This window comes from Oceanobacillus locisalsi (assembly GCF_042675985.1).
Lineage (GTDB): Bacteria > Bacillota > Bacilli > Bacillales > Amphibacillaceae > Oceanobacillus > Oceanobacillus locisalsi.
The window spans coordinates 65615-91155 of record NZ_JBHTKK010000003.1 but is presented as its reverse complement, the minus strand read 5'-3'; the positions used below and the strand labels follow the sequence as shown (position 1 = coordinate 91155).

The window sequence follows — 25541 nt, the reverse complement described above, 5'->3', positions numbered from 1 at the left end:
TACCTTTGTTCCTATGGAAAGGAAATACTTTTTAAACACGTAAATTGAGTTAAAAACAACAGAAAATAGTTTCTGAAATAGAATAGAAAACGAATCAGAAGAAAAAAAGGTATAGACTTGTTACAATAGAGTCCGGCTAATTAAAATAAAGCAGAAGAACAGATTAATCGAAAAAGGTGGAATGAAAAACATGGATCGTTTTGAAGAAAAAACAGTGACATCCAAAAAAATATTTGAAGGAAACATAATCGATGTTCAACTTGATGAGGTAATGCTTTCAAATGGAGAAACAGCTCAAAGAGAACTGGTAAATCATCCTGGGGCAGTAGCAGTACTTCCGATCACCCCTGATAACAAAATAGTACTGGTGGAACAATACCGCAAACCACTAGAAAGAACATTAATAGAAATTCCGGCAGGGAAATTAGAAAAGAACGAGAACCCTTTAACAGCCGCAGTCCGTGAACTGGAAGAAGAAACGGGTTATACCACAACCAATCTGTCCCAGGTAACGTCATTTTATACTTCTCCCGGGTTTGCAAACGAACTGGTGTATATCTATGTCACGAATGACTTAATTCGAATGGAAAACCCGCCTGCCGGAGATGACGATGAATTTGTTGAAGTAATGGAAGTAACACTCGATGAAGCAAAAGACCTTGTCGAAGAAGGACGTATTCAAGATGCAAAAACAAACTATGCTATACTTTATTTACATGCTTTAAATAAGTAAATAGAAAAGAGGCAGATGATCACCAGCCGGTATGTTATATGCTCTATTAAAAGATAAAAATTAATAGGTATGTTTGGGAGAAGATTCTCATAGTTTGAAGTATAGGAACTTATACGAGGAGGATCGATATGAACCATACATCTCATCACTTATTGATAGGGCATATAAAACGACATACAACAGTTTATTTATTTACAAGCCTTCTTTTTCTGACAGGCATTGTGTTTGGTGCTATCTTGGTAAATAGTATGGATTTTGTGCAGAAACAGAATCTATTCTTTTATTTAGAACGATTTTTTACACAACAAATAAATGACGGAGAAGTGATTGGACGGAAGGATATATTTATTCAAAGTCTCCTCTATCATATCAAGTATCTTTCCGTCATGATTTTGCTGGCATTAAGTATGATTGGACTTCCTGTTATCTGGGTTATGGTATTCATGAAAGGACTCGTTGTCGGCTTTTCAGTCGGTTTTATGGTAAGTCAGCTGGGAGGACAAGGGCTGCTTTTATCTGCTATTTCCATCGCTCCGCAAAATTTATTGATTATCCCGATATATATTGTTGCAGGTAGTGTCGCTATGGTATTTTCAATTGGTTTATGGCAGAAGTTATTATTAAAGCATCATCATCAAGAAGTATTACCTCCTTTTATCAGGCTGCTTATTATTTTCATCATTTTAATTGCAGCTGCAGCACTTGCGGCATTGATGGAGGCTTATTTATCAAATACATTGCTGTTAGAATGGATAGAAAGATTTAATGGATAAATCGTTTGTTCAACTTGTTATCCCGCTTTACATCATTTGCTTATCACTTGATAAAAGGAGCTCTCTATTATATAATAACTTTTATTAATTTATAATTATTATTATTAACAATTGAGAATTCCTTTGACACATGGAAGATAGATGCATATAATAAAGATGTAAAATGAGGGAGGCGACTATCCATGGAACACCGGATTGAAAAAATAAAAAAACAGCTACATTCGCATAGCTACAAATTAACTCCCCAAAGGGAAGCTACGGTTCGAGTGCTTCTGGAAAGAGAAGATGATCATTTAAGCGCAGAAGATGTGTATCTTCTTGTAAAGGAAAAATCACCGGAAATTGGACTGGCAACCGTTTATCGTACATTAGAATTATTATCTGAATTGAAAATAGTAGACAAAATTAATTTTGGCGACGGTGTATCAAGATATGACTTGCGCAAAGAAGGGGCAAAGCATTTCCATCACCATTTAGTTTGTATTGAATGTGGTTCTGTAGAAGAAATTGAGAATGATCTGCTGGGTGAAGTAGAACAGATTGTTGAGAATGATTGGGGCTTCGAAGTGAAGGACCATCGCTTAACCTTTCATGGAGTTTGTCGCCAATGTCAGGAATCTGCCGTAGAAGAAGATGTTCAAAAAGCAACATAGAACATATATATTGTAATTTGAGTAAAACCTTTTTCCAGGAGAGAAAGGTTTTATTTATTGGCTACATACATATTCATGAGACGGGAAGGACACAAGGCCTTCCCGCTGCATTGTTCTTGTCTTATAAAACCTGTTTAAGAAGTATATCGCTTCAAAATACGATCTACACTTCCTCCATAAGCTTCTCCAAACATATTTAAATGGACAAGTAAATAGAACAGCTGATAAACAGGCTTGACTTCTTCATAATAATCTTCTAATGGAAATACATTCTGATATTGAGAATAGAATGTATTTGAGAATCCGCCAAACACTTCTGTAAAGGCCAATTCAAATAAGTGGTCACCATAAAGCACGGAAGGGTCAATCAGATACGGTTTTCCTGCTTGTCCTGCAATCCAATTCCCTCCCCATAAATCACCATGCAGCAGTGACACTTGCGGTTGACGCGGTAGATACTTATCCAAATTATCCATTAAATCCTGTAATTTCATCCGTCTGTTTTGATTCATTCGATTGAATTGCATTGCTAAATCAAATTGCCGCTGCAGACGGCATTCTCGGAAATAATCGACCCAACTGTTGTACCATCCGTTTGGCTGATGCAATTTTCCAACGTACGTTGATTGGTCCAGTCCATATTGATTGAATCCGCCATCTGCATGCATGGCAGCCAGCTGTTCGCCTAATTGGCGATCTGTCGTTGCTGTTTTTTCTCCTTGCACCCATTCCATGATCAGCATCATTTCCTGGTCTTCAGAAGATTGATCAAAGTGATAAACTTCCGGTACAGCAATTGTTTGTGTCGAACGGATTCTCTCTAACCCGTTCACTTCTACTTGAAAAAATCCGTTTTCCGCTTGCTGATTTGCTTTTATAAAGTATGCTTGCTTCTCCGTCTTTACATAGTAAGCCCGATTAATATCACCGCCGGAAACAGGTGTTTTTGTTTGAATCGAAGTGTTATCACCAATTTGTTTTAATTTTTCTTCTATCATTTGTATAACCTCCTTTTCCGTTACCTTTCGTCTGTCATTATACAGAATGATACAAACGCATTAAAGTGTTTACGGTTCCCGGGATATCACAAACTTTCCCTTTATCTCTGATTCCAGCCATTGTATAATATTAACAGGGAAAAGTATTTATTTTTTAGTATCTGCATCTTTTTCTGGTATTTTTGAAATTGTTTTATGCATATTCTAACTGTAAAAGTGTTTGTGTATGATATAACTACAGCACGGGGAGGTTAGAATATGGGGAAGCTAGTGAAGGAAACATGTAAAATATTTATCTGGTTTATGATTGGTGCATGTGTTTTTACAGTATGTCTGCACTTTATTTATAAAGAATTTCAGGAAATACACCGTTATGATTTACCAGAGGGGCCGGCAATTAAAGTAGTAGATGAGGGAATGCCTTGGCTCCCATTCAATTTGCTGAAAGGAGAATAATAGTTATGTTGAAATATGCATTAGAAGATTTTTTCCATTTTCTTCGGGTGGAAAGAGGGTTATCCGATAATACACTTAACTCTTATCAAAGAGATCTAACTGCTTACGAACAGCATTTAACCAAACTTGGATATAATGAATGGAATGATATTACCCGAAATGAAATCATGCGCTTTTTGTATGAGCTGAAAGACAACGGTAAATCAACTGCAACGATGTCCAGGCATATTTCTTCTATCAGGTCCTTTCATCAATTTTTAATACGGGAGCGAATTGCTGAGACGGATCCCAGTCTGCACATTGAAACCCCTAAAAAAGAGCGCAAACTTCCGGACACGCTTTCTCAGGAAGAAGTGGACAAACTATTAAATATTCCTGCGACAACATCGCTTTCCCTGCGGAATAAAGCCATGCTGGAATTATTATATGCTACTGGATTACGTGTTTCGGAGATGATCACCTTAAAATTGGAAGATTTACACTTAACGATGGGTTTTGTGCAATGTATGGGCAAAGGATCAAAAGAAAGAATTGTCCCTTTGGGCGATACAGCAAACCATGTATTAGATAAATATATTGAGACAGCGAGAAAAGAACTGGTGAAGAAAAATAAACAAGAAACTACCTTGTTTTTAAATCAGCATGGACGCCCTTTAAGCAGACAAGGGTTCTGGAAAATCTTAAAAGGGTTGACGATGGAAGCAGGTATTCATAAAACGATTACGCCCCATACATTAAGGCATTCCTTTGCCACCCATTTATTAGAAAATGGTGCGGATTTGCGGATTGTACAGGAAATGCTGGGACATGCAGATATATCAACCACGCAAATTTATACGCACGTGACAAAAGCAAGGTTGAAAGATATTTATCAATCCTATCACCCGAGAGCATAAGCGCCAGGATAAACAGTTCTTTCTTATCCTGGAAAGCTTATCTTACGAAAAATGTTCTTTCTGCTTGTGTGGTCAGACATCTAACATCTATAATGGATGTCATATGGAGCGATTATATCGGGAATATAGTACATAGGAGGTTATTAGAAATGAAACCATTTAAACGCGTATTTTTAATTGTTATGGATTCTGTCGGGATTGGAGAAGCTCCCGACGCTGCGAAGTTTAATGATTTGGGAGCGGATACATTAGGGCATATCGCAGAAAAGATGGACGGGCTGCATATGCCGACCATGGGAAGTTTAGGTTTGAGCAATATTCGTGAAATTAAAGGAATTGCTCCTGCAGACAAACCAAAAGCGCACTACACCAAAATGCAGGAAGCTTCTAATGGGAAAGACACGATGACAGGACATTGGGAGATTATGGGTCTCCGTATTGAACAGCCTTTCCGGACTTTCCCGGAAGGATTTCCAGATGAACTTATTCAAGCTTTGGAAGAAAAGACCGGGAGAAAAGTAATTGGCAATAAACCTGCTTCCGGGACAGAAATATTAGTTGAACTTGGAAATGAGCATATCGAGACAGGCAGCCTGATTGTTTATACATCTGCGGATTCTGTCTTACAGATTGCTGCTCATGAAGATGTGGTTCCAATTGATGAATTATACAAGATTTGTGAAATTGCCAGAGAATTGACATTGGATGAAAAATACATGGTAGGACGTGTCATTGCGCGTCCGTTTGTTGGAGAGCCGGGGGCTTTTGAACGTACATCCAACCGCCATGATTATGCTTTAAAACCTTTTGGCCGCACCGTCATGAATGAATTAAAAGATGCCGGAATTGATGTGATTGCACTTGGCAAAATAGATGATATTTACGATGGAGAAGGGGTCACAGAAGCTATCCGTACGCAGGACAATGACGACGGTATGGTAAAATTAAACGATGCATTGAAGCAGGATTTTACCGGTTTATCCTTCCTTAACTTGGTTGATTTTGATGCGAAGTATGGACACCGCAGAGACCCAATTGGCTACGGAAAAGCTCTGGAAACATATGATAAACAGCTTCCGGAAATACTGAATCAATTACAAGATGATGATTTATTGATTATAACCGCCGATCATGGGAATGACCCGATTCATCATGGAACCGATCATACCCGCGAATACGTACCGCTGCTTGTGTATCACACAAACATTGCAGAAGGAAAAGAGCTGCCGCAGCGGACAACTTTTGCTGATATCGGCGCAACCATCGCTGATAATTTTCAGATTACATTACCGGAGCATGGCACCAGCTTTTTAGACGTTATTAAATAATAAGAGGAGGCTTCATATGAATACAGTTGAGATTATCAATAAGAAAAAATATGGGGAAGTATTATCTTATGAGGAAATCGGATATATTGTTAATGGTTATGTCAACGATACGATTCCTGATTATCAAGTCGCAAGCTGGCTGATGGCTGTTTATTTTCAAGGCCTAAACAGCGATGAAACCTCTGCTCTCACCGATTTGATGGTGAAGTCCGGGGAAACCATCGATTTATCCTTTTTAGATACAACGGTTGTAGACAAACATTCTACCGGCGGAGTAGGGGATAAGGTCAGCCTGGTTGTTGCGCCAATTATTGCATCCCTGGATATTCCTTTTGCCAAAATGAGCGGACGCGGTCTGGGACATACCGGCGGAACAGTGGATAAGCTGGAATCCATTCAAGGATTTCATACAGAATTGCCACTAGATAAGTTTAAAGAGCAGGTCAAGGATTTAGGCATCTCATTAGTCGGCCAGTCAGGGAATTTAGTGCCGGCAGATAAAAAAATCTATGCATTACGAGATGTAACAGGTACAGTAGATTCGACGCCATTGATAGCGAGCTCCATTATGAGTAAGAAAATTGCTTCTGGCGCTGACGCGATTGTGCTGGATATTAAAGTCGGCAACGGGGCGTTTATGAAAACAGAAGAAGAAGCAAAAGAACTTGCAGAAACAATGGTTGCTATCGGGAAGAAATTAAATCGGGAAACAGTAGCGGTTTTAACCAATATGGATCAACCTCTTGGAGCAGAAGTCGGTAACGGAAATGAAGTCTTAGAAGCAGTCAAATTACTGCGCGATCAGGAATATAACCAGGATTTATATGATATCTCCGTTGAAATCGCAGCACAAATGGTTTTCTTAGCAGGAAAAGCAACAACAGAAGAACAGGCTAGAAAACTCGTTAAAGAAGTCATCGAAAATGGCGAGGCCTATGAAAAATTTGTTACCTTTATTGAAGCACAGGATGGAGATATGTCAAGTATCCATGAAATAAAAGCAAAGCATACCATGGAGGTTAAGGCAGACAAAGCTGGATATGTTGCCTCTGTTGAAACACAGCAAATGGGAGAAGCTGCTATGCTGCTTGGCGCCGGACGGAAAACAAAAGATGATCAAATTGATCACCAGGCAGGGATCAGTTTTCATGTCAAATTAGGGAACAAGGTCCAGGCAGGTGATACATTGGCAACGATTCACACCAATATAGAAGACAATAACGCGGTGATACAGAAAATAAAGGATGCTTTTACATTTTCGGACAATCCTGTGGAAGTAAAACCTAGTATTATTGGAATTATTCAATGATAAATAGAATTTCACCATAAAAAGAGCTTTAGAACACAACAAAGGGTTCTAAAGCTCTTTTTTTATCTTTAAAATGGGTTGGTTGCCCACTGAGCGGATTGTTTAATAAAGATACGTTGATTCAATTTTAATTGCGCTGCGATGTATTCTGCAATATCTTCCGGTTGCATGTATTTTTCTTCATTTTGTTCCTCTAATTCATCTCCAAACACCAACTCCGTAGCAACCAAGCTCGGATTCATCGTAAATACCCGGATATTATCTGTGCGAACTTCCTGCATCAAAGCTTCTGACAAACCTTGAACAGCAAATTTAGAGGCGCTGTAAGCAGTAGATCCTGCTGTTGCTTTTAACCCGTTGCTGGAAGAAATATTGAAGATATCTCCTTTTTGCTTACCGGACAAATGCGGCAAGACTTCTTTTAACATATGATACGTTCCAAAAACGTTCACTTCAAAAATATGCTTCCAGGTTTCCTCATCCATCTCCTGGAAATTGCCGTATTCACTGATGCCTGCATTATTAATTAAAATATCTGCCTTGCCTAATTGCTGTTCCAACGTTTGAACGGCCGTTTTTACCTCTTCCTGCTTGGAAATATCTGCACTGCATGTAACCACATTGACATCGTAACCTGCTAACGCTTCTTTTATTTTTGCAAGTTTATCCGGATTTCTGGCAATAATTCCAATATGGATACCTTCTTTTGCAAATTGACGCGCAGTTGCTTTGCCAATTCCGCTGCTACCTCCTGTGATATAAGCAATTTTACCTCGTATGTCTTGTCCCATTTTCTATCACCTTCCTAGTCGCTATTTAATTTTATTATAGAGGAGAACGTTTGAAACAACAAAAAGGATGCTTTTATGGATGAAAAATAGTATGAAATCAATCGCAAATGGAAACCCTAAAAGTATGATTGTAATTTGGAGGGAAGCAGTATGAAGCGACGAAGCTTATTAATAATTGGATTACTGATTGTTTCAATTTTTTTTAACTACAGCACTGTTTTAGCAAATGAGGAGAATTCTAAGAATCAAGACTTAGCAGGGGATGCATTATCTGGTGTATTAATTGAACAGAATACAGGAAAGCTGCTGTTTGACAAAGATGCGCATGAACAATTACCACCAGCCAGCATGACAAAAATCATGACATTGCTGCTGATTATGGAAGCATTGGATACAGAAAAAATAGCGAAAGAGGACATGGTTGTTGTAAGTGAATACGCTGCTTCCATGGGAGGATCTCAAGTTTTTCTAGAAGCGGGAGAAGAAATGACCGTGGATGATTTAATCAAAGGGATTGCAATTGCTTCCGGAAATGATGCCAGTGTTGCTATGGCTGAAATGATTGCGGGAACAGAGGAAGAATTTGTTGCAGAGATGAACAAACGGGCAGAGGAACTTAACCTGGAAAACACCCATTTCGCAAATACCACTGGTCTTCCGGCAGAGAATCATTACAGCAGTGCTTATGATATGGCAGTGATGACAAGAGAATTATTAAAATATGAAGATATTACAAATTATACCTCCATCTATGAAGACTATCTGCGACAGGGCGAGGAAAATGAATTCTGGCTGGTGAATACCAATAAGCTGATCCGTTCTTATCCTGGGGCAGATGGCATGAAAACAGGCTATACCAATGAAGCGATGTATTGTCTGACTGCTACAGCAAAACGAGATGATATGCGGGTGATTGCTGTTGTTATGGGAGCGGAGACGCCAAAAGAACGAAATAAAATGGTTTCCGGTTTACTTGATTATGGTTTCCAGGGTTATCAGACGAAGCAGCTTTTTGCGAAAGAAGAAACAGTGATGGAACTGGATAAAATAAAAGCCAAACCACATTCTTTCAATATTGTAACGGAACAAGCAGTGCACAGCTTGTATAAAAAAGGACAGGAAGAGCCTGCAGTTACGACGGATATTTCTATACAAGAGGATTGGGAATTTCCGATTAAAAAAGGAACGGTGATTGGAGAACTTACTGTCAAAGAAAATAATGAACCCGTACATTCAACACCGCTTATTGTGAAAGAGGATATCGCCGAAGCTTCTGTATTGGAATTGGCTAAAAGAAGCATGCAAAAAATGGTGAAATCCGGCGATTAATACGTATTTCCACTTCTTTTGTCGACTAGCAGGAAATAGGCATTTGCATCGAGAATAAATTAAGCAAAGGCAACTATTTCACAACAAAGAGGAGGAACATTGCACATGAGTTTACAGACTGAATTTGAAGTAAGAGGCGATGTGCTGATTGTACGTATGGAAGGAGAATTGGACCACCATGAAGCAGAAGGTTTAAGGGATGCATGGAAGGACTGGATTTACATGCATTCCATTAAACATATCATCTTAAATCTAAAAGGAATCAGTTTCATGGACAGCTCCGGATTAGGTGTTGTACTGGGACGTTATAAAGAGGTTGTACAATTAGGAGGAGAGATGGTGCTTTGTTCTGTAGCTCCTTCACTGCATCGTCTTTTTGATATGTCAGGCTTTTTTAAGATTATCCGTTTAGAGGAAAATGAAGAACGTGCACTTCAAGGGTTGGGGGTGACATCATGAAAAATGAAATGTCTTTTTCTTTTTCAAGTATCAGCGAAAATGAAGCTTTTGCCAGGGTAGCCGTCGCATCTTTTATCACACAGCTGGATCCTACAATGGAAGAATTAACAGAAATTAAGACCGTTGTCTCCGAAGCAGTAACGAATGCTATTATTCACGGTTATGGCAGCGAACCGCATCATAAAGTTCATATTGACTGTGTGTTATTTGACGGGGAGATAGAATTGACCATCCGTGATGAGGGACAAGGTATTGGAAACATTGATGAAGCAAGGGAACCTTTATTCACATCAAAACCGGAAATGGAACGGTCCGGCATGGGTTTTACGATTATTGAAAATTTCATGGACGCCGTGGAAGTCATTTCTGCTCCTGAAAAAGGGACTTCCGTTTATATGAAAAAACAATTATCCAACTCAAAAAAGGTTTATAATTAGGATTGCTGTCGTGAATATTCACAAAACGGAGGAAAGAGAGCAGCTTTCCAATGAGCAGGTAAAGAAAATGATCCGATTAAGCCAATCAGGGGACATTGAAGCAAGGGAAGAGCTTATCCGCCGAAATGTCCGGCTTGTCTGGTCTGTCGTTCAACGATTTGTCAACCGGGGGTATGATCCGGACGACTTATTTCAAATTGGAAGCATCGGGCTGATCAAAGCAGTAGATAAATTTGATTTGTCCTATAATGTGAAATTTTCTACCTATGCTGTTCCAATGATTATTGGTGAAATCCAACGTTTTATCCGAGATGATGGCAGTGTAAAGGTCAGCAGGTCTTTAAAGGAAATGGGAAATAAAATCCGCCGTAAAAGGGAAGAAATGGCGAAAGATTTAGGTCGTTCACCATCTGTTAATGAACTGGCAGAAGCGTTAGAACTGGAACCAGAAGAAGTTGTGCATGCCCAAGAGGCTGCCAAATCACCTCAATCTATTCATGAAACTGTCTATGAAAGTGACGGAGACTCCATCACTTTGCTGGATCAAATTGCCGAACAGGATTCCCGGTGGTTTGAAAAATTATCTATTCAAGAAGCTGTCCGATCTCTTACTGAACGGGAAAGGTTAATTATTTACTTACGTTATTATAAAGATCAGACACAAACAGAAGTAGCAGAAAGACTTGGAATTTCTCAAGTACAGGTATCCAGACTTGAGAAAAAGATTTTAGAAGATATGAAGAAAAATATGGATGCAGGATAGGATGAGAGCTTATTTGTGTGTATAACACAGATAAGCTTTTTGTTTTGTCTAAAACCATATTTTAACCAGCTGTTTTCTATTTCAGGCTTATAATTTGTTTTCTTTTAACAAATACTATCTAAAGAACTCAACTTTCGTACTTTAACAGTAACTTTCTTGCCATAGGGACAAGGGGTGATCGTTTCTTCCATACAGCTGAAGATGAGAAGGTGAAGTGTAAGGCGACCGCTGCGGCGGACCGTTTTGCTTTCCTAGGGGCACGCTCTTCAGCTAACTTTTGCCAAGAAGAGCACTTAGCAAAAGTGGATCTTCAGATGGTGCTGATCCCTCAGGAGTCAAAACGGTCCGCCTCCGCTAGCAGGATATTCGATACATGAAATAGTTGAACAAATAAAATCATTTAACTTCATTTGGATATTATTTCTTCCATGCGCTGTAGAAGCCTATTAGAGCGCAGGCCAACCACGGAGACTCCTAAGTGGTTTGCAGGCTAAAAGCGTGACTCCTGGGGTTGCGATTACTCGCCCCATCGAAAAGAGTTGTGCATCGCAGGGCGAGCTGAAGATCCACTTGAAAAGCGGTTTTCTTTTCAAGTTAGCTGAAGCCGACCCCATGGAAAGCGTAGGGCTTGACCGGAGCGGAAGCTATATACCATATCCTGTTCATCCTGGAACAGCAAGGTTTATACGCTTATTCTTAAGTGCGAAAGTTGAATAAAGAAGAAAATAAAAGATAAGGGTGTGATGGGTATGACAGAGATGGTTTATTTAAGATTGCGAAAAAAAATCATTCTTGAACAGTGGCAAGAGCTTAAACTGCAAGATATCGCTTATATATCCACGCATGCCAATCAAAAGAAAGCGCTGGAAAAAACACCAATATACCGATTATCCAAAAAAGATAAAAGTATTCTAGTCATCGACAGCTTTTTAGTGATTGATTATCTTACGAAAGAATACCCGAATTTGGAATTTCAATTACTTGGCCCGGAGCAGACCCTGGTACAAATTGAACCGCGAAAAAAACCGCCTCACCCCGTCATAATTACGTTTGTATGGTTACTTCTCTTTGTCGGATCGGCAATGACAATTATGAATTTTCATTATGACGTCAGCATGCAGCCTGTTCAGCAAAAGCTGCATTATATTTTGACCGGTGTAGAAAATGATTATCCGTTGTGGATTCAGATTCCCTATTCTTTAGGGCTTGGCGTAGGAACAATTCTTTTTTTCAACCACTGGTTCAAAAAGCGGTTTAATGAAGAACCAAGTCCGTTAGAAGTTGAAATCTTTAATTACCAACAGGACCTGCAGCACTATATTAATACGATGGAAAATGAACTGAATGATCCTAGAAATTCTTCTTAAAGCCCTGCAAATTTTTATCGGTTTCAGCAGCGGCATTGCGGTTGGTGCAGGTTTTGTTGCATTTATTACGGTATTAGGGATTATTCCGAGGCTGATTCAATTAAGCAAGACGGAGAAGTATATTAAAGCTTATGGTGCTTCTGTGACGATTGGAATGCTGGCTGGCGCATATTTTTCATTCACTCCTGTTGCGACATCGCAATCCATCATTGCGTTAATTCTATGGGGAACATTACACGGTATTTTCAATGGTATGCTTGCCGCTGCTTTAACAGAAGTATTAAATGTGTTTCCTATTCTTACCCGGAGAATAGGAATGAAAGATTACGTTATATTATTTATGATGGCATTGATGCTGGGCAAGGTGTTTGGTTCCTTGTTTCAATGGGTTTATTTTGTCCGTTAAAAAGCACCAGCCATTTCAAAATTTGCGGCACGAAAACAATGACGGAGTACGTCATCTGTTTTTAATATAAGCCAATAAACAGAAGGTGATCACATGCAGACAGATAAGAAAAAGAAAACTTCTATTTCTCAACATATTGAAGATACGCATGCATATATGAAAAAGAAAATAGGTCTAGATAAATCCTGGGATTTAGGATATAGGGAATTAGTGATTTTAGGTCACCGAATCCAGCTTTATTATGTGACCGGTTTATGTGATACATCTGTTATACAAGAAGTTTTAAAAATATTGATTGAAATCAATGATAATGAATCGGAAAGTAAAAAGATTGGAGAAATCATTGAAAATAGACTGGTCCATCAGCAGGTAGAACATGTAAACACCATGGACGAAGCTATTGACGAAATTTTGAGCGGTCTGATTGCTGTATTTATTGACGGGAAAGATTATGCCCAAATTATTGATGTGCGTAATTATCCGGGAAGAACGCCGGAAGAGCCGGATACCGAAAAAGTTATTCGCGGGTCCAGAGATGGCTATACAGAAAATATTGTAGAGAATACAGCGCTCACTAGAAGACGACTGCGTGATGAAAATTTACGTAATGTCATGTTGAAAGTAGGGGAACGCTCCAAAACGGATGTTTGTCTTACTTATGTGGAGGATGTAGCGAACCCGGATTTAGTGAAATATATAAAAGATCTGATAGAAAAAATTGAAATAGACGGCATTTCAATGACAGATAAATCATTGGAAGAATTTTTAATGGTTAAAAAATGGAATATTTACCCTTTGGTACGATATACAGAAAGACCAGATGTGGCTGCCAGTCATTTATTAGAAGGCCATGTCATTATCTTTGTCGATACATCCCCAAGTGCTATTATTATGCCGACAACGTATTTTCATCATATGCAGCATGCGGAAGAATTCCGGCAAGTTCCCGCAATTGGTACATGTATCCGGTTTATCCGGTTCCTGGCGGTATTTGCAGCTTTATTTTTGTTGCCGACATGGTTGTTATTTGCTGTAGAACCGTCGTTATTGCCGGATCAATTGAGTTTTATCGGCCCGAATGATGAGGGGAATGTACCGATTACTGTCCAGATTCTTATTGCGACCATTGGGATTGAATTTTTAAGAATGGCAGCAATACATACCCCGACTCCTTTATCAACAGCAATGGGGTTAATTGCAGCGGTACTGATTGGAGAAATAGCGATTGAAGTCGGTTTGTTTTCCCCAGAGGTTATTTTATATATATCAACGGCATCTATCGGAAACTATGTTACACCGAGTTATGAGCTGAGTGTCGCCAATAAAGTCGTAACCATTCTTCTTGTTCTATCTGTGGGCTTTTTCGGTTTCCCAGGGTATATGATCGGCATTACACTATATATTTTCTTTCTAGTCCAAATCCGGTCTTTAAAAACACCTTATATGTGGCCGCTGCTGCCATTTAATTTTAAAGCAATGACACATATACTGTTGCGTATGCCTACACCGTATGCAAAACACCGTCCGAGTATCGTACACCCGCGCAATAATTATCGCCGTCCTTAATCAGACATTGCCAAAGAGCAATAAAAATGCAAGCATATGATCCCGAACCCAGCAGCGCCTTTTTCGGTGAAAGAGAAGAGGCGTCCACGGAACATTGTATTATGCTTTCATTCTTCGCATTATTATGATAAAGTGTTTTTATTATTTTAGAGTAATGGGGGAAAATGAATGATACTTGACGCACACCCCTTTAACGTGAATACAAAGGGACATTTAGAAATCGGCGGTGTGGACACCATCGAATTAGCAGAAAAATACGGGACACCTTTATATGTCTATGATGTGGAAATGATCCGTAATCGTGCCAGAGCGTTTGTTCAAGCATTTCATGATGCTGGAGTTACTGGAAAGGTTGCCTATGCCAGCAAGGCTTTTTCAACAATTGCTATGCTCCAGGTCGCCAAACAAGAAGGGTTATGCTTGGATGTTATTTCGGAAGGGGAATTATATACTGCGCTTCAGGCAGACTTTCCAACTGAAAAAATCCATATGCATGGGAATAATAAAAATGAAGCGGAAATTGCGATGGCAGTAGAACATGACATTGGCTGTGTCGTGATTGATAATTTTCATGATATGGAATTATTAGATCAGGAACTGTTGAAACAAAATAAAACAATGGACGTGCTATTTAGGGTAACGCCGGGTGTGGAATCAGAAACACACAGATATATTATGACCGGCAATGAAGATTCTAAATTCGGACTCGATTTGCAAAATGGGCAAGCAGAAGCTGCTTTGAAAAAAGTGCTCGGCCATCCCAGAATGCATATGAAAGGTCTGCACTGTCACATTGGTTCTCAAATATTTGAAACAGATGGTTTCCGTGCAGCGACGGATATACTTTTTGCCGTGTTAGAAGAATGGAAACAGAAATATCAATTTGAATCCGATATAATCAATCTGGGCGGAGGCTTCGGTATCCGTTATACAGAAGAAGATAAACCGCTTCCGCCAGGAGAATATGTAAAAGACATGATTCAGGGTGTGAAAGAAAATTGCTATAAATATAACATGCAGTTTCCGGAAATCTGGATTGAGCCGGGACGAACTATTGTAGGTGACGCAGGGGTTACGCTATATACAATTGGGGCGCACAAAAATATCCCTGGTGTCAGAGAGTACTATTCGGTTGATGGCGGAATGACAGATAATATCCGCCCAGCACTATATCAGTCCAAATATGATGCAGTCATTGCCAATCGTCCAGAAGCAAGAACAGAGAAGGAAGTTTCGATAGCCGGAAAATGTTGTGAATCGGGGGATATGCTGATTTGGGACTTACCGGTGCCATATATTGAAGATAAAGATATATTGGCAGTATTCTCCACAGGTGCTTACAATTATTCGATGGCCAGCCACTATAATCGTTTGACCAAACCTGCCGTTGTTTTTATTGAAGATGGACAGGATCATCTTGTTGTTAAAAGAGAAACGTATCAGGATATTGTTAAAAATGACTTATCCTATGACGAAATAAAGAGCTTTACTTGAGCTGAATAAGTGGTAAAATAAAGTATAATTGTTTTTAGAAGGAGATTTTGCCGAAATGAAAAAAGGTTATATCGAAATGGAAAATGGAAATAAACTTGAATTTGAATTATATCCAAATGAAGCACCGGGAACAGTAGCTAACTTTGAAAAATTAGCGAATGACAAGTTTTATGATGGATTGACCTTCCACCGTGTCATTCCCGGCTTTGTCAGCCAAGGAGGCTGTCCGGTCGGTAATGGTACAGGTTCTGCAGGATATACAATCAAATGTGAAACAGAAGGAAACCCGCATAAGCATAAGGAAGGTTCTTTATCAATGGCTCACGCAGGAAAAGATACGGGAAGCTGCCAATTTTTTGTAGTACATGAACCACAGCCTCATTTAGACGGGGTGCACACAGTTTTTGGACAAGTAACATCCGGTGTTGAACATGCCAAAGCAATGTCTAATGGCGATGTCATGAAAGAAATACGCGTAGAAGGCTAATTTTATCCGGAAGCAACTTCTGTAAACATTCCGTGTAAAGACTTTGCTGCTTACTTTTGAATAAAAACGAAACAACATTCTTTGGAGAGGCTTTCTTTTTCTGTCATCATTGTTTTACTTAAATTTTAAAATGATGCTTTTCAGTATATTGGAAATGCGTTATACTTTCAAAGTAAATACTGATTAAAATTTAAGAGGATTACCATACAAGAATTTAATGAGGGGTAATTATGTTAATTCGCTTTAAAAGAAACTTAGAGAAAATTGCTATGGGTTTACTTTCATTTATGCCTGAGGAAAAAGACGTAAAAAAACTGCAGGAAACCATACGGGAATATGAAGAAAACGACCAGTCGCATTTACATTTGTGGAAAGAAGGCGATGATGTTCTCGGAGCAATAGGCGTACAAATTGTGAGTGACAATCAATTGGTTATTAACCACCTTACTGTGAATCCTTCTCATAGAGATCAGGGAATCGGTTCACGAATGATTGCAGAAATACATCGTATTTATTCCAATAAATACGAGATTGTACCTTCTGAAAGAGTTAAAGCCTTTTACGAGAAAGCAAAGGATGATTATAAAAGCCAACCCTGATACGGGTTGGCTTTTCATTCGTTGCTATTATCTATTTATCGCAGCGTGACCGTCTGTATGCCTTCCATAAAATCGTTATCGAAAGGTCAAACATCCAGTAAAACAGCCCGGTTGGTTCAACCGCCATTCAGGAAGGGAATAATCCCCGCTGAATGACCTATTGCTTTATTTGAAATCAATTTTAGAACCAAGCTGCTCCTACAATTACTAATAAAATAAATAGTACAACGATTAAAGCAAATCCACCTGCATAACCACCAGAATAACCACTCATTTTATTTCCTCCTTTTTAGTTCAGTCCATAAATGTTTTGTGCTAACATTTATATTACGTTATAACTTATGTAAGATGAGCAAAGAGTGTATGGGCTCTTGCTAATTTTTTTGAAAGAACCGGCACATTTTTTAGTAAGCTTGAGAGGAATGACAGCGATGATTCAAGGATATGAAGTGAAATTAGAAAAATTTGAAGGTCCGTTGGATTTGTTGCTTCATTTGATAAATCAATATGAAATCGACATTTATGATATTCCGGTGGCTCAAATTACACAACAGTATATGGATTATATTCATACAATGCAACACCTGGAATTAAACATCGCCAGCGAATATTTGGTGATGGCGTCTACCCTGCTGGCGATCAAAAGCCAGATGCTTCTTCCTAAACAGGAGTTGGAAGAGGAAGAGATGGATGAAGCGTATATGGAGGATCCGCGTGAAGAACTGATGCAGCGTTTAATTGAATACCGGAAATATAAAGAAGCAGCAGAAGCGCTAAAAGAAAAAGAAGCGAATGAGCAGCAAGTTTATACACGTTCCCCTGTCGTTTTTGAATTTGAAGATGTACTGCCTGAAGATGCAAATGCAGGAAACGCATCTATTTTCGATATGGTTCACGCTCTAAAAAAGATGATGCAGAGAAATCAATGGAAAGAGCCGCAGGATACCGTTATTCAACGAAAGGACATTCCGATAGAAAAACGGATGGAAGATGTCCTCCAGCAAGTTAAAAGCAGTAAAACCGGCGTTCCTTTCCATGCGCTGTTTCCTGATGCCACAAAATCATATATTGTTTCGACCTTTGTAGCTATTTTGGAGTTAATGAAAAAAAGAGAAGTATACGCAATGCAAGAAAATCATTTTGAAGAATTATATGTTTATAACATGGAGGAGTCATCGTGGAATTAGATTATTTAAAAGGGGTTGCAGAAGGCCTGTTATTTGCTGCCGGAGACGAAGGAATAACGGTAAATGAGCTCGGGAATGTACTTGATATTTCTTTAGATGAAGTCCGTCATATTGTGAACGACCTTCAGACAGATTATAAAGAACAGCATCGTGGATTCATGATTCTCGATGCGAACGGGATGCTCAGTTTAACAACCAAACCGGATCACAATGCATTTTTTAAGAAATGGGTTATCCAGCCAAAACCGAACAGAATGTCACAGGCGGCATTGGAAACACTGGCCATCGTTGCTTATCAGCAGCCGATAACACGGACGGAGATTGATGAAATTCGCGGTGTCCGCAGTGAAAGACCGCTGCAGACATTAGTTTCCCGAATGTTGGTGGAAGAATGCGGCAAAAAAGAAACAGTCGGGCGTCCAACCCTTTTTAGAACAACCAAAGAGTTTCTTACCTTCTTCGGTTTATCCACACTGGAGGAGCTGCCGGAATTAGAAAGTTCCTTCGATACAGAAACAGATACATCCGATGTTGATTTATTTTTCGACCGGTTCCAGGATGAATAAAAAGACCTTATAGATAAGTAATTGCAGCTTATCTATAAGGTCTTTTTTGATGGATAAGATACATAATAGCTTGTTTCACACATATAAATAAATCAGGAAGTATGAAAGCGACTGGCTTACAGAAGTAAAGCTGTAATTTGTGAGAGGAGCCAAGCGGATGCGTTATGTATTACGGGCAGTTATGATTATCTTTATTTTTTTGTCATTTCCGGCACATGGACATGCTGAGGTCGATGTTTCTGCACAGCATGCCATTTTGATGGAGCAGTCTTCCGGCAGAGTATTATTCGAAAAAAATGCGGAGGAAGAAGCGTCGATAGCAAGTATTACAAAAATAATGACAGCAATTATCGCCGTGGAGTCCGAGAAAATGGAGGAAGAAGCGACTATTTCCAGAAATGCGATTTATACAGAAGGTTCGTCGATTTATTTGGAACAAGGAGAAAAAATGACATTAAGTGATTTAGTGTACGGTCTGATGCTGCGGTCGGGGAATGATGCAGCTGTAGCAATTGCCGAGCACGTCGGCGGCAGTGAAGAAGGTTTTGTTTATTTAATGAATCAAAAGGCGGAATGGCTCGGAATGGAACATACACATTTTGATAATCCGCATGGTCTGGATTCGGACACGCACTATTCCAGCGCCCATGATATGGCGATTCTCATGCAATATGCAATGGAAAACCCAATCTTTCAGGAAATAAGCGGATCGGAAAGCTATTTATCTGATAACCGTTCTTATCATTGGCGTAATAAAAATAAGCTTTTGACATATTTTTATGAATACTGTACCGGCGGCAAAACCGGTTATACAAAGCAGACAGGAAGAACACTGATTACGACCGCTGAAAAAGACGGGATGGAATTAATCGCTGTGACTTTGGATGCGCCGGACGATTGGCAGGATCATATTTCCATGTTTGAGTGGGGATTTGAACAGTTTGAAATGACAGAAGTCAATCAGGATGGCAATGCTGTAACCAATAAGGAGACATCTGAAAACACCGTTCGAGTGCCTCTTTATAAAGATAAGCAGGACAATTGGGTAGAAGATGTGTATCTTAAACAAAACCTTCCAGCATTCCAGGCAAGTAAGACAGCCTCAGGTGTACATCATGACGCTGATTTGTTGGATAACGCAGCCCGTGTGTTTCATTCCATTCTAAGGTGGGATACAGATGATTAATTGGATCTGGATTGCTATGGCGCTGATCGGGATTATATATGCCATGTTTTCAGGGAATATGGAAGCAGTAAACGAAGCCATTTTTGAAAGTGCAGCCCAAGCAGTCACCCTGGCTATCGGATTAATCAGCATTTTGGTTTTTTGGCTGGGGATGATGCGCATTGCCGAGGAAGCAGGTATTTTACGGGGGCTCGCCAAGCTTTTTCGTCCAATTATTACGAAAATATTCCCGGAGATACCAAAAGATCATCCGGCCCTCGGGTATATTCTATCTAATTTAACAGCGAATATGTTTGGTCTGGGAAATGCAGCCACCCCCTTAGGAATAAAAGCAATGGAGGAAATGAAAAAGCTTAATAACGATTCTGACAAAGCTTCCCGTTCGATGATCACATTTCTTGTTTTAAATACAACCGGGCTAACCTTGATTCCTACCACCGTCATTGGTATTAGAATGCAATATGAGTCTGTTTCTCCCACAGAAATTGTTGGCGCGACTTTATTGGTTACATGTATAGGTACTATTGCCGGACTGGCTATTGACCGATTTTTTCACTTTAAAAGTACGTGGAGGAAATCATAATGGCGTTTATGAGTGCACTCAGTATCTGGATGATACCTTGTTTTATTTTAATTATTATGATAGCAGCAAGTATCCGGAGATTACCTGCATATGATTTGTTCGTAGAAGGAGGAAAAGAAGGCGTAAAAACAGCTATTTCTTTACTGCCTTTTTTAGTAGGAATGATTACAGCTATTTCGATATTACGCAGTTCCGGTGCTTTAGATGCTTTTGTTAATGTATTAGCGCCTGTGCTGGATTTTATCGGATTTCCGGCAGAAGTTTTACCACTTGCGCTTATCCGGCCAATTTCCGGTACAGCAGCATTAGGAATGACAACGGAAATTATCGCAACTTACGGACCGGACTCTTTTATCGGAACGATTGCTTCCGTCATGCAAGGAAGTACGGATACCACTTTGTATGTCTTAACCATCTATTTCGGCGCAATTGGTGTCAAAAAAATACGCTATGCACTGCAGGCAGGATTATTAGCTGATATAATAGCTATACTTGCAGCTGTATTTCTTGTTACAATAATGTTCGGGTAAAATGGATATAACAGAAAACATTTTCTCTGAAAATATTATCCTTTCCCAACATGCAAAATAAGGCTATGATGTAGATAGATGAAAATCATATCGCATCATAGGCTTTCTTATTGTGCAAAAATGAAATCGTATCAGCGCTTCTTGCAGGTTGAAATGCCGTGCATGAAGGTGACAGTTATTCTAGCCTTTTTAAGGGAAGGAGTTTTACTGCAGAATACACCGTGGTAAAATAAGGTGGGTAAAGGAAAGCAGCGATGAAATAGCAAAATAAATAAAGAACAGGAGATTCATATGTCGAAGCATGAAGAAAGATTACAAAAGGTTATAGCCCAAAGCGGACTGACGTCCAGAAGAAAGGCTGAACAGCTTATTTCGGACGGAAAAGTCAAAGTAAACAATAAGACAGTAACAGAAATGGGAGTAAAAGTTACCTCTGATGATAAAGTGGAAGTGGACGGTGTTCCGATTGAAAAAGAGGCATTTGTATATTATCTGTTATATAAACCCCGCGGAGTGATTTCCAGTGTTAAAGATGATAAAGACAGGAAAGTAGTGACAGATTATCTTCCGGGAGTCAGCGAACGGGTTTTCCCAATCGGCAGACTGGATTACGATACCTCTGGGATACTTCTTTTAACAAATGACGGGGAATTTGCCAACCAACTGATGCATCCCAGTAAAGAAGTTAATAAAGTATATGTTGCGAAAGTGAAAGGTATTCCGCATAGAAAAGAGTTGTCCAAATTCCGAAAAGGCGTCTTGTCTGATGGGGAAAGATTAAAAGCGGATCATGCGCATATCCTTTCCAGTGATAAAAAAAAGAATACATCGATTATTGCATTAACATTGCATGAAGGAAAAAACAGACAAGTGCGCAGAATGTTTGAGGCAATCGATCTCCCTGTCATCAAACTGAAACGGGAACAATACGGCGTATTAACTTTACATGGATTGAATGCGGGGGAATATAGAGCACTTACGCCAAAAGAAGTCAACCAACTTCGAGATATGTCTGCAAAATTGTAAGATAATATTCAAATTTAAACGCTTTAGTCAATGTTATAATGTGTTGGAAAGGGGATGGGGCCATCATGAATAAAGAAGAAAAAGACCTGCAAAAACAAAAAAAGAAACGAAAGCGCCTCATTTTTCGTTCCTCTATTTTAGCTGTTCTGGTCGGCGCAGTCATATTTGTGCTATTTTCAAATTCAAAAGATGAAGATGAGATATATCGCGCGGGTGATACTGCTCCTGACTTTCAACTGCAACAAGTAAACGATGCACACGATGCGGATGTTACACAGCTGAGCGATTTGGAAGGAAAAGGGGTTATGCTTAATTTTTGGGCGACATGGTGCGGACCATGTGAAGAGGAAATGCCATATATGCAGGATTTATACCCGGAGTATAAAGACAAAGGTGTTGAAATTGTAGCGGTCAGTCTGGACAGTACGGAATTAGTAATTGATAATTTTATAGACCAGTATGGATTGACTTTTGCGATTCCTCAGGACATAAATGCGGATGTCAGGGACTTATACAAGATCCGGCCGATGCCGACTACTTATTTTATTAACCCGGACGGAACCATAAATGAAGTTGTCCAAGGAGCTCTAACATTAGATAAATTAGAGGGGCATCTGGATGATATAACACCAAATGCATCATGATGATCCGTAAGAATGGGGGCAGACAATGAGTAAAATAAAGTGTGAATGCGGACACGTTAATCCCGAGGGTACTGTGTTATGTGAAGCTTGTGGAAAACCTGTAGAAGGAAACCAATTTATTGACGGAAATGATAATAAAAAACTGTTAAACATGCGTTATGACGGCAGTGCCCGTCGCTCACAAATTCATCAGAAATCGATAATCGATAAAATCTGGAGTTTCTTCTCCTCTGTGAAAGTAGGCGTATGGCTGATTGTTTTAGCTTTAATCGCCTCTATCTTTGGAACGATTCTCCCGCAGGAACAATTTATACCACAGGATGCCGTATCAAGAGATCCGGCCATCTTTTATGAAGAAACGTATGGTATTTTTGGATTGATGTATTATCAGCTCGGGTTTCACCATATGTATAGCTCTGTTTGGTTTATTACTTTAATTGCTTTAATAGGTATATCGCTGGTGATAGCCAGCCTGGACCGCTTTGTCCCGCTTTATCGGGCACTAAAAAACCAGAAACCTAAAAAACATAAGAAATTTTTATCCAGACAGCGTTTATATAGTGAATCACCAGATGTGACTGACGCAGATGTAGATAAATTGGTTAAAAGTTTAAGAAAGTCAAGGTATAAAATCACGGAAGAAAATGGACATATACTGGCAGAGAAAGGTCGGTTTTCGCGGTGGGGACCTTATGTCAACCACATTGGTCTTATTATTATATTAATTGCTGCTATTTTACGTACTACACCGCTTATGTTTACTGAAGAATACATGTGGGTCCGTGAGGGGGAAACAAGAAGTATTCCCGGTACCGATAACCAGTACTACATAGAAAATCAAGATTTTATCATGGAAACGTATGATGAGGAAGAAGGACAGGAATCTGAAGCAGAAGGTCCATTAGATGAAGAGGAAATTGCAAGTAATTTCCAGACAGATGTTGTTATCTATGAAGCTCAGAACGCCGATGTTGTCGGAGCAGAACCAGATCTGGAGCCAATATTAGAAGAATCGATTCAAATGAACAATCCGGCTAAGTTTGATAGATATACATTATATCAACAAGGATTCCAGCAGGATGAATTCGACAGCATGACTTTTTATATTCATGAAAATGCGGACGAGGATGAGGAATCATTAGGCTCTTTCACCATCGATTTAACCAATCCGGAATCCGTTTATGAACTGGACAATGGTTTTGAGGTAGAGTTAACGAACTATTATCCGGATTATGTGATGACCGAAGAGGGAGAACCTGCTTCGGAAACAAATTTCCCGAGAAATCCAGCCTTTGTTGTAACGGTATACCCTCCAGGTTCGGATGAAGGAGAAGTCAGCTTCCTTGGAATCGGCATGAACATTGATGCGACAGGAGAAAATCAATACAATGTGGCAATTGATGATGTAGAATTCAGAGATGTCAGCGGCATTACTGTAAGTTCTGACCGTACCCTCCCGCTCTTTTTTGCCGGGGCAATGATATTTATGGTCGGTGTCATTCAAGGAATGTACTGGCAGCATCGTCGCATCTGGATTAATAAACAAACTGACGATACGCTCCTTTTAGCATCCCATACAAATAAAAATTGGTATGGCGTCAAACGGGACATCGAAAAAGCTATTGAAGATACCAATGTTACCATGGTTGAAGACCAGCAGGAACTGGATGAATAAACAGAAATATGAAATGGTAAAGAGAGGATTGGAGGTAAGGGAATGGATTTAAATAGTATCAGCAACGGAGCATTGCTCATTGCTTTTCTTTTATATTTAGTTGCCACTTTTTTCTTTGGTGGAGCGATTCGTCAAAATAAGAGTGAGCGGCATCAGAAAACAAAATCCGGAAGTATTGGTTTAGTGATAACAATCATTGGTTTTATTTCCCAATTGGTTTACTTTATTTCAAGGTGGATGATGACTGGTCATGCACCTGTAAGTAACCTTTTTGAGTTTACTACCTTTTTGGGAATGTCGATGATTCTGGCATTTATTATTATTTATGCTTACTATAAGACAGCATTTTTAGGAATATTTGCGTTACCTTTAGCTACGATCATCATTGCGTATGCAAGTATGTTTTCTACAGAAGCAGAGCCGCTGGTTCCTTCTTTACAAAGCAACTGGCTGCATATTCATGTTACAACCGTAGCGCTGGGGCAAGGGATTTTATTTATCAGTTTTGTGGCAGGTATCATGTATCTCATTCGCCAAATAGACCAGAGTGTTATTTCTTTTCGAAATGTTATGCTTGAGATAGTTATTTATTTTATTTTCTTATTTATTGGATTCATTGCCGTCACAACAATCTTTAACTCTCTTTCCTATCAGGCTACTTTTGAAGTGGAAAGCGAGCCGCAGCAGATGACAGCAGAATATCATCTTCCGCCGATTGCAGCTCCCGGCGATAGTACATTATTATCCGAAAATGTCATGTCTCCATGGTTTGAAGCGCCGGATTGGATGCAAGGAGATGAAGCTGGAAGAAAATTAAATACAGTGATCTGGTCATTTATTGGAGGAACCATCATTTATGGTATTGCTCTATTGATTTCCAGAAAGCGGATCGGAAAAAGGTTGCAGCCGCTTCTTAAGGGTGTCAAACCGGATATGCTGGACGAGATTATGTATCGTTCTGTTACAATTGGTTTCCCTGTCTTCACTCTGGGAGGCATCATTTTCGCAGCGATATGGGCTCAGATTGCCTGGGGCAGATTCTGGGGATGGGATCCAAAAGAAGTCTGGGCTTTAATTACCTGGCTCTTTTATGCGGCATTCCTGCATTTACGCCTTTCCAGAGGCTGGCACGGAGAAAAATCCGGCTGGCTGGCAGTGGTTGGATTTGCCATTATCATGTTTAATCTGATTGTAGTAAACTTGATACTTGCCGGATTGCACTCCTATGCTTAAATAGGAATGCCGAAACCCGACAGCTTATAGCTAATGATGAAAAAAGAATTGTTATCAGCCATTTGGT

29 protein-coding genes are annotated in these 25541 nt (G+C 39.5%); 26 read left to right on the top strand and 3 right to left on the bottom strand.

The genetic code is table 11. The features are described from left to right. The first annotated feature begins 190 nt into the window (after positions 1 to 190). From ACFQ19_RS04640 to fur, 3 genes are all read left to right on the top strand, one after another. Positions 191 to 733, top strand: coding sequence for an NUDIX hydrolase (locus ACFQ19_RS04640; protein WP_379590912.1), 543 nt, complete (start codon positions 191 to 193; stop codon positions 731 to 733). A 128-nt stretch (positions 734 to 861) separates the two neighbouring features. Continuing rightward, entirely contained in the window at positions 862 to 1506 is a 645-nt protein-coding gene (spoIIM, locus tag ACFQ19_RS04635; RefSeq protein ID WP_379590910.1) for a stage II sporulation protein M, read from the top strand. 182 nt (positions 1507 to 1688) lie between these two features. Beyond that, on the top strand, positions 1689 to 2159 hold the full coding sequence (fur, locus tag ACFQ19_RS04630; protein WP_080874313.1) for a ferric iron uptake transcriptional regulator: 471 nt from the start codon (positions 1689 to 1691) through the stop codon (positions 2157 to 2159). A gap of 134 nt (positions 2160 to 2293) precedes the next feature. Here fur and ACFQ19_RS04625 read toward each other — a convergent pair whose 3' ends face one another. Continuing rightward, on the bottom strand, positions 2294 to 3157 hold the full coding sequence (locus ACFQ19_RS04625; protein WP_379590909.1) for a fructosamine kinase family protein: 864 nt from the start codon (positions 3155 to 3157) through the stop codon (positions 2294 to 2296). Positions 3158 to 3415: 258 nt separating this feature from the next. On the opposite strand from ACFQ19_RS04625, the gene ACFQ19_RS04620 reads away from it, so the two are divergent. The 4 genes from ACFQ19_RS04620 (at position 3416) to ACFQ19_RS04605 (ending at position 7146) form a co-directional block, all read left to right on the top strand. Further along, positions 3416 to 3613 (top strand): DUF4227 family protein, encoded by a 198-nt coding sequence (locus ACFQ19_RS04620; protein WP_379590908.1) that lies wholly within the window; start codon positions 3416 to 3418, stop codon positions 3611 to 3613. 5 nt (positions 3614 to 3618) lie between these two features. Further along, positions 3619 to 4509 carry a site-specific tyrosine recombinase XerD gene (xerD, locus tag ACFQ19_RS04615; RefSeq protein WP_379590907.1) on the top strand — a complete coding sequence of 297 codons (891 nt, stop codon included), beginning with the start codon at positions 3619 to 3621 and terminating at the stop codon, positions 4507 to 4509. Between the two features lie 149 nt (positions 4510 to 4658). After that, on the top strand, positions 4659 to 5837 hold the full coding sequence (gene deoB, locus ACFQ19_RS04610) for a phosphopentomutase (protein WP_379590906.1): 1179 nt from the start codon (positions 4659 to 4661) through the stop codon (positions 5835 to 5837). Positions 5838 to 5853: 16 nt separating this feature from the next. Further along, positions 5854 to 7146: a pyrimidine-nucleoside phosphorylase gene (locus tag ACFQ19_RS04605; protein WP_379590904.1), complete on the top strand. Its 1293-nt coding sequence runs from the start codon at positions 5854 to 5856 to the stop codon at positions 7144 to 7146. Between the two features lie 68 nt (positions 7147 to 7214). Here ACFQ19_RS04605 and ACFQ19_RS04600 read toward each other — a convergent pair whose 3' ends face one another. Continuing rightward, on the bottom strand, positions 7215 to 7937 hold the full coding sequence (locus ACFQ19_RS04600) for a 3-ketoacyl-ACP reductase (RefSeq protein WP_379590902.1): 723 nt from the start codon (positions 7935 to 7937) through the stop codon (positions 7215 to 7217). Between the two features lie 150 nt (positions 7938 to 8087). Here ACFQ19_RS04600 and ACFQ19_RS04595 point away from each other — a divergent pair, with 150 nt between their 5' ends. From ACFQ19_RS04595 to ACFQ19_RS04550, 10 genes are all read left to right on the top strand, one after another. After that, positions 8088 to 9266 (top strand): D-alanyl-D-alanine carboxypeptidase family protein, encoded by a 1179-nt coding sequence (locus ACFQ19_RS04595; protein WP_379590901.1) that lies wholly within the window; start codon positions 8088 to 8090, stop codon positions 9264 to 9266. Between the two features lie 105 nt (positions 9267 to 9371). Then, complete coding sequence (gene spoIIAA / locus ACFQ19_RS04590) at positions 9372 to 9725, top strand: anti-sigma F factor antagonist (RefSeq protein ID WP_379590900.1); 354 nt, start codon at positions 9372 to 9374, stop codon at positions 9723 to 9725. Continuing rightward, the gene (spoIIAB, locus tag ACFQ19_RS04585) at positions 9722 to 10162 is read left to right on the top strand and encodes an anti-sigma F factor (protein ID WP_379590899.1); all 441 of its coding nucleotides are present in this window, start codon (positions 9722 to 9724) and stop codon (positions 10160 to 10162) included. The genes spoIIAA and spoIIAB overlap by 4 nt, the downstream gene beginning before the upstream one ends. 10 nt (positions 10163 to 10172) lie before the next feature. Continuing rightward, positions 10173 to 10925, top strand: a complete 753-nt coding sequence (gene sigF, locus ACFQ19_RS04580) for an RNA polymerase sporulation sigma factor SigF (RefSeq protein ID WP_379590898.1) — start codon at positions 10173 to 10175, stop codon at positions 10923 to 10925. A gap of 749 nt (positions 10926 to 11674) precedes the next feature. Beyond that, positions 11675 to 12292 carry a stage V sporulation protein AA gene (locus tag ACFQ19_RS04575; RefSeq protein WP_379590897.1) on the top strand — a complete coding sequence of 206 codons (618 nt, stop codon included), beginning with the start codon at positions 11675 to 11677 and terminating at the stop codon, positions 12290 to 12292. Further along, positions 12270 to 12698: a stage V sporulation protein AB gene (locus tag ACFQ19_RS04570; protein WP_379590896.1), complete on the top strand. Its 429-nt coding sequence runs from the start codon at positions 12270 to 12272 to the stop codon at positions 12696 to 12698. The genes ACFQ19_RS04575 and ACFQ19_RS04570 overlap by 23 nt, the downstream gene beginning before the upstream one ends. A 93-nt stretch (positions 12699 to 12791) precedes the next feature. Next, positions 12792 to 14264, top strand: a complete 1473-nt coding sequence (locus ACFQ19_RS04565; RefSeq protein WP_379590894.1) for a spore germination protein — start codon at positions 12792 to 12794, stop codon at positions 14262 to 14264. 168 nt (positions 14265 to 14432) lie between these two features. Further along, positions 14433 to 15758 (top strand): diaminopimelate decarboxylase, encoded by a 1326-nt coding sequence (gene lysA, locus ACFQ19_RS04560; protein ID WP_379590892.1) that lies wholly within the window; start codon positions 14433 to 14435, stop codon positions 15756 to 15758. Between the two features lie 55 nt (positions 15759 to 15813). After that, positions 15814 to 16245 carry a peptidylprolyl isomerase gene (locus ACFQ19_RS04555; protein ID WP_379590891.1) on the top strand — a complete coding sequence of 144 codons (432 nt, stop codon included), beginning with the start codon at positions 15814 to 15816 and terminating at the stop codon, positions 16243 to 16245. Positions 16246 to 16475: 230 nt separating this feature from the next. Beyond that, entirely contained in the window at positions 16476 to 16844 is a 369-nt protein-coding gene (locus tag ACFQ19_RS04550; protein ID WP_379590890.1) for a GNAT family N-acetyltransferase, read from the top strand. A gap of 181 nt (positions 16845 to 17025) precedes the next feature. Here ACFQ19_RS04550 and ACFQ19_RS04545 read toward each other — a convergent pair whose 3' ends face one another. After that, a complete protein-coding gene (locus tag ACFQ19_RS04545) occupies positions 17026 to 17118 on the bottom strand; it encodes a YjcZ family sporulation protein (protein WP_077603073.1) in 93 nt (30 codons plus the stop codon). Between the two features lie 157 nt (positions 17119 to 17275). On the opposite strand from ACFQ19_RS04545, the gene ACFQ19_RS04540 reads away from it, so the two are divergent. The 9 genes from ACFQ19_RS04540 (at position 17276) to ccsB (ending at position 25474) form a co-directional block, all read left to right on the top strand. After that, positions 17276 to 18031 (top strand): segregation/condensation protein A, encoded by a 756-nt coding sequence (locus ACFQ19_RS04540; RefSeq protein ID WP_379591072.1) that lies wholly within the window; start codon positions 17276 to 17278, stop codon positions 18029 to 18031. Next, positions 18022 to 18597, top strand: coding sequence for an SMC-Scp complex subunit ScpB (gene scpB / locus ACFQ19_RS04535; RefSeq protein ID WP_379590889.1), 576 nt, complete (start codon positions 18022 to 18024; stop codon positions 18595 to 18597). Before ACFQ19_RS04540 ends, scpB begins: the two co-directional genes overlap by 10 nt. 157 nt (positions 18598 to 18754) lie before the next feature. Further along, positions 18755 to 19783 (top strand): D-alanyl-D-alanine carboxypeptidase family protein, encoded by a 1029-nt coding sequence (locus tag ACFQ19_RS04530; RefSeq protein ID WP_379590887.1) that lies wholly within the window; start codon positions 18755 to 18757, stop codon positions 19781 to 19783. Continuing rightward, positions 19776 to 20366: a nucleoside recognition domain-containing protein gene (locus ACFQ19_RS04525; RefSeq protein ID WP_379590886.1), complete on the top strand. Its 591-nt coding sequence runs from the start codon at positions 19776 to 19778 to the stop codon at positions 20364 to 20366. The genes ACFQ19_RS04530 and ACFQ19_RS04525 overlap by 8 nt, the downstream gene beginning before the upstream one ends. Then, positions 20366 to 20896, top strand: coding sequence for a spore maturation protein (locus ACFQ19_RS04520; protein WP_379590884.1), 531 nt, complete (start codon positions 20366 to 20368; stop codon positions 20894 to 20896). The genes ACFQ19_RS04525 and ACFQ19_RS04520 overlap by 1 nt, the downstream gene beginning before the upstream one ends. Before the next feature lie 291 nt (positions 20897 to 21187). Then, a complete protein-coding gene (locus tag ACFQ19_RS04515; protein WP_379590883.1) occupies positions 21188 to 21922 on the top strand; it encodes a pseudouridine synthase in 735 nt (244 codons plus the stop codon). Positions 21923 to 21987: 65 nt separating this feature from the next. Further along, positions 21988 to 22566 carry a thiol-disulfide oxidoreductase ResA gene (resA, locus tag ACFQ19_RS04510; RefSeq protein WP_379590882.1) on the top strand — a complete coding sequence of 193 codons (579 nt, stop codon included), beginning with the start codon at positions 21988 to 21990 and terminating at the stop codon, positions 22564 to 22566. Between the two features lie 25 nt (positions 22567 to 22591). Continuing rightward, on the top strand, positions 22592 to 24241 hold the full coding sequence (locus tag ACFQ19_RS04505) for a cytochrome c biogenesis protein ResB (RefSeq protein ID WP_379590880.1): 1650 nt from the start codon (positions 22592 to 22594) through the stop codon (positions 24239 to 24241). A gap of 42 nt (positions 24242 to 24283) precedes the next feature. After that, positions 24284 to 25474 (top strand): c-type cytochrome biogenesis protein CcsB, encoded by a 1191-nt coding sequence (gene ccsB / locus ACFQ19_RS04500; protein ID WP_379590879.1) that lies wholly within the window; start codon positions 24284 to 24286, stop codon positions 25472 to 25474. Positions 25475 to 25541 lie beyond the last annotated feature (67 nt).

Excerpts from the sequence above, each read along its gene's own strand:
- ACFQ19_RS04640 (WP_379590912.1), top strand. The coding sequence starts at position 191 with ATGGATCGTTTTGAAGAAAAAACAGTGACATCCAAAAAAATATTTGAA.
- spoIIM (WP_379590910.1), top strand. The coding sequence starts at position 862 with ATGAACCATACATCTCATCACTTATTGATAGGGCATATAAAACGACAT.
- fur (WP_080874313.1), top strand. The coding sequence starts at position 1,689 with ATGGAACACCGGATTGAAAAAATAAAAAAACAGCTACATTCGCATAGC.
- ACFQ19_RS04625 (WP_379590909.1), bottom strand. The coding sequence starts at position 3,157 with ATGATAGAAGAAAAATTAAAACAAATTGGTGATAACACTTCGATTCAA.
- ACFQ19_RS04620 (WP_379590908.1), top strand. The coding sequence starts at position 3,416 with ATGGGGAAGCTAGTGAAGGAAACATGTAAAATATTTATCTGGTTTATG.
- xerD (WP_379590907.1), top strand. The coding sequence starts at position 3,619 with ATGTTGAAATATGCATTAGAAGATTTTTTCCATTTTCTTCGGGTGGAA.
- deoB (WP_379590906.1), top strand. The coding sequence starts at position 4,659 with ATGAAACCATTTAAACGCGTATTTTTAATTGTTATGGATTCTGTCGGG.
- ACFQ19_RS04605 (WP_379590904.1), top strand. The coding sequence starts at position 5,854 with ATGAATACAGTTGAGATTATCAATAAGAAAAAATATGGGGAAGTATTA.
- ACFQ19_RS04600 (WP_379590902.1), bottom strand. The coding sequence starts at position 7,937 with ATGGGACAAGACATACGAGGTAAAATTGCTTATATCACAGGAGGTAGC.
- ACFQ19_RS04595 (WP_379590901.1), top strand. The coding sequence starts at position 8,088 with ATGAAGCGACGAAGCTTATTAATAATTGGATTACTGATTGTTTCAATT.
- spoIIAA (WP_379590900.1), top strand. The coding sequence starts at position 9,372 with ATGAGTTTACAGACTGAATTTGAAGTAAGAGGCGATGTGCTGATTGTA.
- spoIIAB (WP_379590899.1), top strand. The coding sequence starts at position 9,722 with ATGAAAAATGAAATGTCTTTTTCTTTTTCAAGTATCAGCGAAAATGAA.
- ACFQ19_RS04575 (WP_379590897.1), top strand. The coding sequence starts at position 11,675 with ATGACAGAGATGGTTTATTTAAGATTGCGAAAAAAAATCATTCTTGAA.
- ACFQ19_RS04570 (WP_379590896.1), top strand. The coding sequence starts at position 12,270 with ATGATCCTAGAAATTCTTCTTAAAGCCCTGCAAATTTTTATCGGTTTC.
- ACFQ19_RS04565 (WP_379590894.1), top strand. The coding sequence starts at position 12,792 with ATGCAGACAGATAAGAAAAAGAAAACTTCTATTTCTCAACATATTGAA.
- lysA (WP_379590892.1), top strand. The coding sequence starts at position 14,433 with ATGATACTTGACGCACACCCCTTTAACGTGAATACAAAGGGACATTTA.
- ACFQ19_RS04555 (WP_379590891.1), top strand. The coding sequence starts at position 15,814 with ATGAAAAAAGGTTATATCGAAATGGAAAATGGAAATAAACTTGAATTT.
- ACFQ19_RS04550 (WP_379590890.1), top strand. The coding sequence starts at position 16,476 with ATGTTAATTCGCTTTAAAAGAAACTTAGAGAAAATTGCTATGGGTTTA.
- ACFQ19_RS04545 (WP_077603073.1), bottom strand. The coding sequence starts at position 17,118 with ATGAGTGGTTATTCTGGTGGTTATGCAGGTGGATTTGCTTTAATCGTT.
- ACFQ19_RS04540 (WP_379591072.1), top strand. The coding sequence starts at position 17,276 with ATGATTCAAGGATATGAAGTGAAATTAGAAAAATTTGAAGGTCCGTTG.
- ACFQ19_RS04530 (WP_379590887.1), top strand. The coding sequence starts at position 18,755 with ATGCGTTATGTATTACGGGCAGTTATGATTATCTTTATTTTTTTGTCA.
- ACFQ19_RS04525 (WP_379590886.1), top strand. The coding sequence starts at position 19,776 with ATGATTAATTGGATCTGGATTGCTATGGCGCTGATCGGGATTATATAT.
- ACFQ19_RS04520 (WP_379590884.1), top strand. The coding sequence starts at position 20,366 with ATGGCGTTTATGAGTGCACTCAGTATCTGGATGATACCTTGTTTTATT.
- ACFQ19_RS04515 (WP_379590883.1), top strand. The coding sequence starts at position 21,188 with ATGTCGAAGCATGAAGAAAGATTACAAAAGGTTATAGCCCAAAGCGGA.
- resA (WP_379590882.1), top strand. The coding sequence starts at position 21,988 with ATGAATAAAGAAGAAAAAGACCTGCAAAAACAAAAAAAGAAACGAAAG.
- ACFQ19_RS04505 (WP_379590880.1), top strand. The coding sequence starts at position 22,592 with ATGAGTAAAATAAAGTGTGAATGCGGACACGTTAATCCCGAGGGTACT.
- ccsB (WP_379590879.1), top strand. The coding sequence starts at position 24,284 with ATGGATTTAAATAGTATCAGCAACGGAGCATTGCTCATTGCTTTTCTT.